The sequence below is a fragment of the Sulfurovum sp. genome (assembly GCF_041551015.1).
Classification (GTDB): Bacteria; Campylobacterota; Campylobacteria; order Campylobacterales; family Sulfurovaceae; genus Sulfurovum.
Genome location: NZ_JBFENQ010000048.1, coordinates 1 through 11,489, shown reverse-complemented (window position 1 = coordinate 11,489; position 11,489 = coordinate 1). Strand labels below are relative to the sequence as shown.

General features: G+C 36.9%; 11 protein-coding genes and 2 tRNA genes. 7 read left to right on the top strand and 6 right to left on the bottom strand.

The window, feature by feature from the left end; all coding sequences use genetic code 11:
- The first annotated feature begins 53 nt into the window (after positions 1-53).
- Both ABZC96_RS04695 and ABZC96_RS04690 read left to right on the top strand, forming a co-directional pair.
- A tRNA-Glu gene (locus ABZC96_RS04695) sits at positions 54-128 on the top strand.
- A 74-nt stretch (positions 129-202) separates the two neighbouring features.
- Positions 203-1,021: a hypothetical protein gene (locus ABZC96_RS04690; RefSeq protein WP_373029439.1), complete on the top strand. Its 819-nt coding sequence runs from the start codon at positions 203-205 to the stop codon at positions 1,019-1,021.
- Here the strand turns inward: ABZC96_RS04690 and ABZC96_RS04685 are convergent.
- The 4 genes from ABZC96_RS04685 to dnaG all read right to left on the bottom strand — a co-directional run bounded on the left by ABZC96_RS04685 (position 970) and on the right by dnaG (position 5,148).
- Positions 970-2,886 carry a putative bifunctional diguanylate cyclase/phosphodiesterase gene (locus ABZC96_RS04685; RefSeq protein WP_373029438.1) on the bottom strand — a complete coding sequence of 639 codons (1,917 nt, stop codon included), beginning with the start codon at positions 2,884-2,886 and terminating at the stop codon, positions 970-972. The genes ABZC96_RS04690 and ABZC96_RS04685 overlap by 52 nt on opposite strands.
- 186 nt (positions 2,887-3,072) lie before the next feature.
- Positions 3,073-3,148: transfer RNA gene (locus ABZC96_RS04680), tRNA-Ala, on the bottom strand.
- Between the two features lie 44 nt (positions 3,149-3,192).
- Entirely contained in the window at positions 3,193-3,474 is a 282-nt protein-coding gene (locus ABZC96_RS04675) for a peptidylprolyl isomerase (RefSeq protein ID WP_373029437.1), read from the bottom strand.
- Between the two features lie 15 nt (positions 3,475-3,489).
- Positions 3,490-5,148 (bottom strand): DNA primase, encoded by a 1,659-nt coding sequence (gene dnaG, locus ABZC96_RS04670; protein ID WP_373029435.1) that lies wholly within the window; start codon positions 5,146-5,148, stop codon positions 3,490-3,492.
- 111 nt (positions 5,149-5,259) lie between these two features.
- Between dnaG and ABZC96_RS04665 the strand changes: the two genes are divergently transcribed.
- The 5 genes from ABZC96_RS04665 to ABZC96_RS04645 all read left to right on the top strand — a co-directional run bounded on the left by ABZC96_RS04665 (position 5,260) and on the right by ABZC96_RS04645 (position 9,888).
- Entirely contained in the window at positions 5,260-6,303 is a 1,044-nt protein-coding gene (locus tag ABZC96_RS04665) for a hypothetical protein (RefSeq protein WP_373029433.1), read from the top strand.
- Positions 6,263-6,706 (top strand): ribonuclease HI, encoded by a 444-nt coding sequence (rnhA, locus tag ABZC96_RS04660; RefSeq protein ID WP_373029431.1) that lies wholly within the window; start codon positions 6,263-6,265, stop codon positions 6,704-6,706. Before ABZC96_RS04665 ends, rnhA begins: the two co-directional genes overlap by 41 nt.
- An 11-nt stretch (positions 6,707-6,717) precedes the next feature.
- Positions 6,718-7,389: a ribonuclease III gene (rnc, locus tag ABZC96_RS04655; RefSeq protein ID WP_373029430.1), complete on the top strand. Its 672-nt coding sequence runs from the start codon at positions 6,718-6,720 to the stop codon at positions 7,387-7,389.
- Positions 7,386-8,468, top strand: coding sequence for a chorismate synthase (gene aroC / locus ABZC96_RS04650; RefSeq protein WP_373029429.1), 1,083 nt, complete (start codon positions 7,386-7,388; stop codon positions 8,466-8,468). The genes rnc and aroC overlap by 4 nt, the downstream gene beginning before the upstream one ends.
- An 82-nt stretch (positions 8,469-8,550) precedes the next feature.
- On the top strand, positions 8,551-9,888 hold the full coding sequence (locus ABZC96_RS04645) for a hypothetical protein (protein ID WP_373029427.1): 1,338 nt from the start codon (positions 8,551-8,553) through the stop codon (positions 9,886-9,888).
- On the opposite strand, the gene ABZC96_RS04640 is transcribed toward ABZC96_RS04645, so the two are convergent.
- Together ABZC96_RS04640 and ABZC96_RS04635 are read right to left on the bottom strand one after the other, a co-directional pair.
- Positions 9,885-10,448 (bottom strand): ribonuclease HII, encoded by a 564-nt coding sequence (locus ABZC96_RS04640; protein ID WP_373029426.1) that lies wholly within the window; start codon positions 10,446-10,448, stop codon positions 9,885-9,887. The two genes, ABZC96_RS04645 and ABZC96_RS04640, sit on opposite strands and share 4 nt — an antisense overlap.
- Positions 10,435-11,489 (bottom strand): RQC domain-containing protein (locus tag ABZC96_RS04635; protein ID WP_373029425.1); only part of this gene is annotated, 1,055 nt, incomplete at its 5' end. The genes ABZC96_RS04640 and ABZC96_RS04635, both read right to left, overlap by 14 nt.

The following is an 11,489-nucleotide window of genomic DNA, read 5'->3' as shown; positions in this document are numbered from 1 at the left end:
TCAAGTCTCCTTGGGGTCACCATTTTATAACTTGTAAACTTTTCAATATTTGTGGCCCCATCGTCTAGCGGTTAGGATCCATGGTTTTCATCCATGTTACAGGAGTTCAAGTCTCCTTGGGGTCACCACTTATTTATTGATCTACTACACGATCTTAATTTATAAAAAATCCACTATAATACAAATAAAAGTGAGCCTTTAAATGTTTCGTATACTCTATATAACTATATTACTCATATTGCCTTTACAAAGTATTGCTTCTGTCTCCTATACTGTTCGTCTTGCTGTATATAACAATGCTGATTCCCTACAAAAAGAGTTAAACAAACTCTCTCCTGCACTAAGAAAAACCATTGAGATACAAAAAAGGGGTGCACAACATGTCGCCTGTTCAATTCATACAAAAGATAAAAAGAAATTACAAACTCTTTTACTCTCTTATAAAAAAGTCTTTCCAGACGCTTTTATATCCACCTATCAACCAACAGAGGTAAACGCAACACAGACAAACACTGTAAAAAAAACTGAAGCAAACAAAATGATGCCTCAAACAACAAAGACTACTCTTGTCAAGACTACAGAGGTAAACAAAATACCCTCTAACATAAAACAAAAAATAGTCTATAAACCCTATAGTCGAAAAATAGTTAATCCAACAAAGAACGATATCTCTTTATATGACAGGTTTCATCAAAAAACGCTTTATCTTTGTGCCTATGGTGCAGAAGATTGGTCACCCAATGTACTGATACATGTAGCATTTTTTGACAAAGAAGTTATTTATACGCCTATTATGGGAGACATCTCACCTAGAAGAGAAATATATACTATAGATAAAAACAAGCTCTATATATCTCAACAAGGTCTTTTTGATTCAGAAATCTCCAATACCCTTGACAGTGTCACATCAGATTACTATCTTATTTCAACTTGGGTAGGTAAAAATAAAGTCAATACGATACGTTACTATTATGACCTGGAAAAAGCTGAAGCATATGTTGCCTCTTTGAAATGGTTATAGGGGCTAGTCTCCAAGAAGAGTTTCTCAAATTCATCATCTTTAATGGGTTCTGAAAAATAATAGCCTTGCAAAATATTACATTGTTGGTCTACGAGAAACTGCCGCTGTTTTTCAGTTTCAATACCTTCTGCAACGATCTTCAATCTAAGATTTTTAGCAATAGCAAAGATCGTCTCTATAAAGTATCTGTCCTCTTCCTCTTCAAGATCGTTCAATTCCGATATAAACGATTTATCTATCTTGATTTCATCGATCGGTAACTGACGAAGATAACTTAAAGATGAATATCCTGTTCCAAAGTCATCCATTGAAAAACGAATACCGTAATTTTGAAGAATCCTCATATTAGTAATCAGGTGTCCTACATCTTCAGCAACTGAAGTCTCTGTGATTTCAAAGACTATTTTTGAACGTTGTTCTTTTGTAAGATAAGTGTCACAAAGCTCTTTGACATCATGAAGGAAACTATGATGAAAGAGTTGCCGCATACTGATGTTTATGGCCATCTGTTCTAAGTACACACCTTTTTCTTCCCAGTTTCTCAAAGTTTGGAATGACTTTTTTAAAATTTCATATCCCAATTCTATAATAAACCCTGTTTTTTCAGCGATGGGAATAAACTCAGAAGGACTGACATATCCAAGTTTTTCATTGTCCCAGCGTGCTAGAACTTCACAACCTATAATCTTATTCTCAGGAGTATACTGTGGTTGGTAGGTTAATGATATCTCATTATTTTCAAGAGAAAAATGTAATAAACGTTCTATTTCAAGTTTCCATTCGACCCGTTTTGCCAGTTTACTATTGAAGAATATAATGCCGTTTCTACCCTGTACTTTAGCCTCATACATCGCAATATCAGCTTCTTTGATAAAAATATTGGCCTCCATTTTAGGGTTACTGATAATACTCACACCGATACTCGCACTGATATATAAATGATGCTCTTCTATAAGATAGCTTTCTCTAATTACCTCAAGTAATTTTTCTGCGAAAAGAGAAGCATCTCCCAGGCACTCCTCTTCAGTAGTATAAGAAGCACTAAGAATACAAAATTCATCTCCCCCAAGACGTGATATCTCATTGTTATACTGTTTTGAAAGCGAGTACATACGCTTTGCCACTTCACGCAGTAAAACATCTCCAATATCATGCCCCAAAGTATCATTAATGGTCTTAAAATGATCCAGGTCTATCAGTAACAAATAGACATGTGTCTTATCTTGTTTTTGTATCTTCATAGAGTTATTAAGAAGTTCCATAAAATAGCGTCTATTTCCAAGTGAAGTTAATGCATCATGATACGCCTGGTACTGACTTTTAATGAGGTAATTAAAAGTATTATTTGCAGCATATAACAGTACTCCACTTAATACAATGGTAAAAAAAGCCAGCAGATAACTATAAAACTCTCCTACTAAAATAAAATAAATGGTCAAAGGTAGCATAAGAGTGGCCAAAGTAACAATAGCCAGCTTTCTTTGTGAAACCAAAATGGTCGTAGAAACGACAGCACAACCCAACTGTGTTGCAATGGACACATAATGTAACTCTATTTCAATACGTGACGTGTACATCAGAAACATCACAGTCCAAACGGAAAAATAACTAAATAAGAAATATTTCAGTTGTCCAAGCCATTTTTCTTTTTGTTGCATATTAAGATCATTCTTCAAAAATACCCTATGCAGTTTATATCCCCACAATGAGAGAGCCAATACAACAGAAAACCATAAAAGTTCAGGTAACAAAGAGGAATAAAGCCATCCAATATAAATATAACCCAATCCAGTACCCATAAAAAGTGCGATCACTACAAGTATCTGTTTGTGCATAAAATGATAAAAGTTCATATTGTCAAGCATGAGTAGACCTTAAAGTTCTAATTAGAGAAAGCATAAATATTGATATAAATAACTTTGGAGTTATAATATTTGGAATTATTATAACTGATTACACATAAAATAAATGGATATTATTTTAACTAGTTGCCATAATAGAAGAGATTAATAGTAAGATTTTTATTATTTTAATGAGATTAAATTGAAAATTGGTGGAGCATAACGGGATCGAACCGATGACCTCTTCGCTGCCAGCGAAGCGCTCTCCCAGCTGAGCTAATGCCCCAATATAAAAAGTGAGTACGTGGTAGGAGACCTACCTCTCTGTGTTTATGAACGTTCTGTTATTATAAGTAAATGATAACCAAACTGTGTTCGCACGGGACCGTGAACCACACCTACTTCATCATTAAAAACAACTCTATCAAACTCTGGTACCATTTGACCTGGACCGAATGTGCCTAATGCTCCACCTCTTACACCTGATGGACAAGTAGAGTTCTGCTTTGCTGCTTCTTCAAAGCTGATTTCACCTGAATTTATCTTCTCTTTTAGTTCTTTACAAAGTGCTTCATCTTTTACCAATATATGTCTTGCTGATGCTGTTGCCATTTTATTTCCTTTAACTTAAAGAATTGGATCGTAAGCAACCAATTCTCCTTTCTTTAATTTTGGTATTATATCCTTTCTAATCTTCCAAAGTAGAAATCTTTTTTTTTCAAAAGGTATTTGTTGAGAGTTCGCAATTGTTTTTAACTTTAAATTATATTGTTTAAGTAATAATGCACACAGTTCTTTATTTAACTTTTCTTCCGTTAAAATATCTAATGAATCATCTAAACTCAATCTAATAAGCCCTGGATTCTCATTTTCTCCAGTAATCAAAGCACTTACTAATGGTGCATATGACTCAAACATAGTAACATCCATTACATTCAATACATTATCTATCAAGTTTGGATTTTCTATCAATGTTTTTATAATCTGTAAATGTGCAGAATCACCTCTTTTTTGTGTAAAACTATCTCTTGCTCTATCTGGTCGTGTTTCTTTCCCAAAAAAACTAGGTGAAAGCCCAAGCAGTGTTGCTGCTGTGGGAATGTACGAATCTTTGATGATAGGGCTAAGCGCATCAAGATACTGTTTGACAGCACCAAATGCAGCTTCCTTCGCATGAGGATCCTTTAAATTATACATAGAAACAATCATCTCTAACACAAAAGGGGTCAACGGTTTCGCTTCACGAAGTAACTTTGCCACTGTTTCACTCTGTCCTTTGGCTATGAGATCTGCAGGATCCTGTCCGTCAGGGAAAAGTACAACTCCACCATCAAAACCTGCCACCGATAACATCTGTGCAGCTTTAAGTGCCGCTCCTACACCTGCTTTGTCCCCATCATAAGCCAAGATCACTTTTGGATCACCTTTGCGAAGCAGAGGTAAATGTTCAGTTGTCAGTGCTGTTCCCATCCCTGCAACCGCTTCTTTAAAGCCTGCTTGATGGAACATTACGACATCCAAATATCCTTCACAAATGATAATCTTTTTATTTTTATAAATGCTCTCTTTTGCCAAGTGATAACCGTAAAGAAGCCGTGATTTATTAAAAAGTTTTGTTTGGGGAGAGTTGATGTACTTTGCAGGATGATTGGTAATGGTTCTCCCTCCAAAACCGACCAAAGATGCATTCGTAGAATAGATAGGAAAAGTGATCCGCTCTACCAACCGTGCATAATACCCATTTCCATTTTCACTTTGTGCGATGATGCCTGCTTCGGCAGCTAGTGGCAAAGGAAGTAAAGCACTTTGTAAAAACTGCATCACTTCTGGTCCACTTGGCACATATCCTATCTCAAACGTTTCAATGGAATTTTGAGATATCCCTCTGTCAAGTAAGTACTTCATGGCCGTTTCATTGTGGTTAAGATTTTTTACATACCACTGCCCCACTGCTTCAAGTACACGTTTTGCATCAGAGTAGTCAGAGCTTCCTTTGGTGTAATTCAACGAAAAGTTATTCATAGAAGCAAGCTTTTCTATCGCTTCAGGATAAGAGAGCTTTTCCAACTCCATCACAAACTTGATGCTGTCTCCCCCTACTCCACACCCAAAACAGTGATATATCTGTTTACTTGGGCTTACAACAAAAGAAGGGGTTTTTTCTCCATGAAAAGGACAGTTTGCTTTGTAGTTTGCTCCAGCTTTACGTAACTCTATAAAGCTACCGATCACATCTACAATGTCAATACTGTTTTTTAAGGATTCTATCGAGGCATTATCTATCATAATAAAATTATATCTAATTAGATATAATTTAAAGACGTAAATAGAGTAAAGCTCACATGACTAGTTACTTTAACCTTTTACCCATAGCATTTGCATCTCTTAAGGATTATTTTGGAACATATATTACCTGCATATAATGACCCACTTTTCAGCATTATGCTTATTGTTGTCATTTCTCTTATCATTGCCCTTGTCACCTATGGGTGGGGACTGCATAAGCAGCAAAAAGAAGAGGGTAATTTACTTAAATTTTTAGAAAAATTTGACACTGCTGATTGTGCTTTGGAAACTGCAGATATGCCTTTTGAACCTCATATGCTTAAACCCCTTACACTTCTTGCAAAAGCATTTGAGAATACTGGGGAGTACCATAAAGCCATCAGCATCTATCTTTACCTGATTAAAAATATTTCACATGATTCAGGTAAGATCGAACTTATGGAGCGTCTTGGCAACACTTATCTTCATGCAGGATTTTTAGAGCGCTCTCAAAGTATCTATACAGAAATTTTACGTAAGAAACCTCGTAATGTACCAGTCCTTTATGGCCTGGGTATCGTATATGAGATCATGCAAAAATATGACAAAGCAAGAGAAGTTCTGGGACCTCTAAATATGCTGGGGGAAGAAACAAAATCACTTGAAAAATTTCTAGATCTTTCAGAACTCCTTGCAAATAAAACCTTAGCTATACAAGATAAAATTGAAAGACTAAAAAAGCTATTAAATGAAGAACAAAGTCTCTATCGCCCCATAGTCAAAGCACTTTTACAGCTTGATACCAAAAGTGCTTGGGAGATCATAGATCCTGAACGTATCAAAGAGCTTCTCGATGTCCTTTGGTTCTTACCGAATTCACAACTCGATTTAGATATAATTACATCCAATAATAAGCTACAAACGCTTTACTATGCTAAAGGTTATTTACAAGAACCTGCTATCCAAAGTGGTATCTTTAGTGTAGATATGTTAGCTACAGCAAAACAAAATGGCTTTAAAGAGGGAGATTTGATATTCTCTTATCTATGTCAAAAATGTAAACAGAGTTTCCCTGTTTCTTTCAAACGCTGTCCAAATTGTATGGCGCTAAATTCTGTTAAAGTTGAGGAAAAAATTGCAAAATCAAGTCCGAAAACAGATTACTCTTTACTCTGATGGTTCTAGTCTGGGCAACCCTGGTCCCGGAGGATATGGAGGCATTTTAGAATTTAAAGGCATAATGAAAGAGTACTCTGGTGCAGATGCAAACACTACAAACAACCGTATGGAACTTCAAGGTGTGATAGAAGGGCTTAAGCTTCTTAAAGAGCCTTGTGATGTAGAAGTTGTCTCCGATAGTTCCTATGTCGTCAAAGCCATCAACGAATGGTTAGAAGATTGGATCAAAAGAGATTTTAAAAAAGTCAAAAATGTAGACTTGTGGAAAGCCTACCTTGAAGCTGCAGCTCCTCATAATGTGAGCGGTACTTGGGTAAGAGGTCATGATGGACATCCAGAAAATGAACGCTGTGATGAATTGGCACGTAATGAAGCCGAAAGAATAAAATTAACACGATAGGAGAGAAAAAAATGAACGATTACAGTCAATTAGAAGAACGACTGAACTATACATTTAAAAACAAGCAATTGATTATTGAGGCTTTGACACACAAAAGTTACAAAAAGCCTTACAATAATGAGCGGCTTGAATTTTTGGGAGATGCAGTACTCGACCTCATTGTAGGAGAGTATCTTTTTACTAGATTTCCAAATTCAAATGAAGGCATACTTTCAAAGATCCGTGCTTCACTTGTCAATGAGAGCGGTTTTACACTTTTAGCAAGAAAACTAGACCTTGGATCATATATCTACCTTTCATTGGCAGAGGAGAACAACAATGGTCGAGACAAACCTTCATTACTTTCAAATGCCTTTGAAGCGATCATCGGTGCAATTTATCTTGAAGCAGGGTTAGCTACAGCTAAAGAGATATCCATCAAACTTTTGGAAGAGAGTCACCCTAAAATAGATCTTGACTCTCTCTCAAAAGATTACAAAACTGCCTTACAAGAACTCACGCAGGCAACCCATGGAGTAACACCTAACTATACTCTTTTGGACTCTTCAGGACCAGACCATAAAAAAGAGTTTGTTATTGCCGTGACCCTCGATGACAAAACCATTGCTACTGCAAAAGGTAAAAGTAAAAAAGAAGCACAACAAAAAGCAGCTGAACTTGCGTTAAAGGAATTAAAAGCATGAATACCTTTGGAAAAAAACTAACCCTCACTACTTTTGGTGAATCTCACGGTAAGGCCCTTGGCTGTATACTTGATGGTGTACCTGCAGGACTTAAGATAGATGAGGCCTTTATACAAAGTGAACTGGACAGACGAAAACCAGGTAAATCAAAACTTGAGACAGGGCGTAAAGAAGATGACAAAGTTGAGATCCTTTCTGGTACATTTGAAGGGGTAAGTACAGGTACGCCTATCGCTATGGTCATCTTTAACACCAATCAAAAATCCAAAGACTATGAGAATGTGAAAGACCTCTTTCGTCCCGGTCATGCAGACTTTACCTACTTTCATAAATATGGATTAAGAGACTACCGTGGTGGCGGAAGAAGTTCAGCTAGAGAAACTGCTGCACGTGTAGCAGGCGGTGCCATTGCGAAACTGATGCTTAAAGAGCTAGGTGTTTCCATACAGAGCGGGTTATGTGAAGTTGATGGTATCAAAGGGGCTGTACAAGATTTTGAATATGCAAAAACATCTAAAATGTATGCGCTTGACCCAGCACAGGAAGCTGCACAGGAAGCTGCTATACTCGCAGCAAAAGAGAATCATGATTCTGTAGGTGGAGTAGTACTTACTACGGCCACAGGTGTACCCATAGGATTAGGTGAACCACTCTACTACAAACTTGATGCCATACTTGCAGAAGCTATGATGGGTATCAATGCAGCCAAGGCTGTAGAGATAGGTGATGGCGTAGCCAGTACACACCTAAAAGGTAGCGAAAACAATGATGAAATCACTCTAGAGGGCTTTACCTCCAATCACTCTGGCGGTATGTTAGGCGGTATATCTAATGGTGATACCATCATCGTAAAAACACACTTCAAACCAACACCGTCTATCTTTCAAGAGCAGCAAACCATCACGACCCATAATGAAGAGGTAAAATGTAACCTAAAAGGTAGACATGACCCATGTGTAGCAATTAGAGGGGCAGTAGTATGTGAAGCAATGATGGCACTTACTCTTGCTGATATGACCTTGCTTAACATGGGGAAGAAAATGGAACACTTAACTGCTCTTTACAACAAAGGTCATTGATGACAAGAATTATAAGTGGTAAAACACAATACAGTAAATCATTAAATTATTTGTATAACATTCAGTACAAGCGATACAGACAATGATGAGTCGAAAAAAATTAGGTTTTGGGATACTTGTACTTGTCGTTGCTACTGTACTCTACTACTTTAATCATACCCAACAGGTCAAAAACCTAAATACATTACAAGAAGCAGTGAATGTACAGCTCACCCAAATGCAAATGAATGGGTTTACTGTCTCAGATAGAGAGATCAAAAAAGAGACAGAACACTTTGTAGTCCAAATCAATGATCCTGAGAAAGCTGCTCAATTTTTAAAAGAAAAAGGTATTCAAGTTACTCTTGAAGAAGCAAAAGAGCTCAAAGGCGTACAGATAGCTACTGATGTGAGTTACTTAAAAGATACCATTACTTTAGAGTTGTATCCTCTTACACTACCAACATATCTAACAGCAGCCTTTACTACTGAGAACGACAAAAAAGTCTTAGGACAAATTGAAGCTATGATAAAGAAAAAAACATTCCTTATGCATGTAGATATCACCCATAGTACCACTACATTTACAGGTCATATAAAAGATATCAACGAAGTTTTAGAGGGAGAAAAAGAAGTTAAAATAACGCTTCATGGACTTCAGTTTTCAGGAGATATCAAAGAAGAAAAAATCGTTAAATACATGCAGAGATTTAACACCCTTCACCTCTATATGAGTAATGAGATCAATAGAACTATCTCTGGATATCAAAGTCATTATGCACTTACAGGATCAACTGCTTATGATTATACTACAGACTACAGTATAGAGCAGATAAACATTGCTGAGGGAGAAGAAGGTACACTCTTTGCCGATACCATCGTACTGCACTCAACATCCATAGTAAAAAATGGACTGGCTACAGAAACACTCAAAGCAAAAATTAAAAACCTTGATCTCCTCTTTGAAAAAGAAAAATTTGGCATGCAGACGTTAGAGCTTGATATGAATGTCAGCAACCTTGATATAGATACTTTGGAAAAACTACAAAAAACAGACTCAAAGAAAGAAAAAGAGTTTGATACACATTTAGAAACACTTGTTTCAAATAATATGCATTTTGATATAGCAAATCTTTCCGTTAATAAAGTAACACTTCATGGGAAAGAGATGAATGGATTTAACCTTGATGCAAAATTGGATATAGATGAATCTTTAGATATTTACCGCCTAGGAATGAAACCTAAACATGCTCTGAAGAAAATGGAAGGAGATATAAACCTATCACTTTCAAAAGAGCTTCTTGAACTCATTAAAGAAGATCCTAAAGCTATGTTAACCTATATGATGTACCGACCTAAAAGAGTCTTAGGACAGAGAGTCTATAAAATTGAAATACAGAATGGTACATTGAAGATCAATGGAAAACCTGTAGAATTTTAGAAGAGAGGAGGGGTATCCAAACCTTTCACTCTAAACGTTTTTCGATGCATTTCACAACGGTCATATTTGATTAAAGCCTCAATGTGAGCTTTGGTCCCATACCCCTTATGTTTTTCAAACCCATACTCCGGATACTTTTTTGCCATTTCTATCATCTCTCTGTCATGTGTAACTTTTGCCAAAATACTTGCAGCACTGACTTCAGCCACTTTACTGTCTGCTTTGATCATGGTTGTGATGTTTTCAACGCCAAAAGTACTGTTTCCGTCAAAAAGATACTCAACTTCTGGCAAGTGTTTCTGTATACTTTGTAAACCTAGCTGTAAACATTTAGATATACCCATCTTATCGACCTCATGAGCCGAAAAAGAGACGATGTGGTACGCTGAATTTTCAATTACAAGAGGATAGAGTGCATCACGTCTTTTCTCTGTCAGCTTCTTAGAATCCATCAGCCCCTCAATAGGGTTTTTCAACACTACACCAGCGATGACCAATGAACCGGCCAAAGGTCCTCGACCTGCTTCATCTATTCCACATAATGGTTTAGAGTTCATCATTCAAAAGAGTAAGAAACTCTTTCCCATAACGTTCAAATTTCACTTCTCCGATACCATGTACTTCAAGCATAGATTCTTTGTCTTGCGGGACCTTCATACTTAAGTCTTTCAATGTTTTGTCAGAAAAGACGATATAAGGAGGTATGCCTTTTTCAGAAGCTATTTGTGTACGCAGATCACGAAGCTTATCATACACTTCAACATCATAATCATCAAAATAAGTCACTTTCTTTTTAGTCTCAGCTTTTTGTACGGTAAGTCTCTCTTTTTTGAGTTCGATCTGATGTGCTCCTTTAATCACTTCTATGCCAAAGGCTGTCAATCTATAGACTTTAAATTCACCTATTTCCACAGCATTCAATTCCAATAACTTGTCACCTATTGTCAACCATTGTGATTTACTGTATTCATCTCCTATGCCATATACAGAAAGGGTATCATGCCCATTTTGCAATACTCTTTGTTCTTTGCTTCCTTTCAGAACATCTATCACATAGTGTAAACCAAAACTCTGATCTGTACGTAAGATAGTTGAAAGCAGCATACGTGCTGCAGTGGTGATATCTATCTTTTCACTTGCAGGTGCCGTACAATTGTCACATTTATCTCCGCATGCTTCCATACGGTCATCGAAATAGGCAGCAATACTCTGATGCCTACAATTCTCAGAGTTGGCAAAGCGTACCATACTGTCGAGCTTATTAAATGCGTGTTGTTTGTAAGGTGTCTCCGGCAGATCTTCTATAAACATTTTTTGCTGCACAATGTCCTGTGCTGAAAAGAGCAAGAGTGTTTCAGAGTCTACACCATCCCTTCCTGCACGTCCTATCTCCTGATAATAGTTTTCTAAAGTCTTTGGCATGGTCATATGTACGACAAAACGGATGTTACTCTTGTCAATTCCCATCCCAAAAGCAATGGTTGCTACTACTATCTGTACCCTGTCTGCTACAAAATCTGCATAGGTACGGTTCTTCTCTTCAGTAGGGAGCCCTGCATGATAAGCCTTGGCTTCTATGCCCTTACTTTGCAAAAAATGTG

Excerpts from the sequence above, each read along its gene's own strand:
- ABZC96_RS04675 (WP_373029437.1), bottom strand. The coding sequence starts at position 3,474 with ATGGCAACAGCATCAGCAAGACATATATTGGTAAAAGATGAAGCACTT.
- dnaG (WP_373029435.1), bottom strand. The coding sequence starts at position 5,148 with ATGATAGATAATGCCTCGATAGAATCCTTAAAAAACAGTATTGACATT.
- ABZC96_RS04690 (WP_373029439.1), top strand. The coding sequence starts at position 203 with ATGTTTCGTATACTCTATATAACTATATTACTCATATTGCCTTTACAA.
- aroC (WP_373029429.1), top strand. The coding sequence starts at position 7,386 with ATGAATACCTTTGGAAAAAAACTAACCCTCACTACTTTTGGTGAATCT.
- rnc (WP_373029430.1), top strand. The coding sequence starts at position 6,718 with ATGAACGATTACAGTCAATTAGAAGAACGACTGAACTATACATTTAAA.
- ABZC96_RS04685 (WP_373029438.1), bottom strand. The coding sequence starts at position 2,886 with ATGCTTGACAATATGAACTTTTATCATTTTATGCACAAACAGATACTT.
- ABZC96_RS04645 (WP_373029427.1), top strand. The coding sequence starts at position 8,551 with ATGATGAGTCGAAAAAAATTAGGTTTTGGGATACTTGTACTTGTCGTT.
- ABZC96_RS04640 (WP_373029426.1), bottom strand. The coding sequence starts at position 10,448 with ATGATGAACTCTAAACCATTATGTGGAATAGATGAAGCAGGTCGAGGA.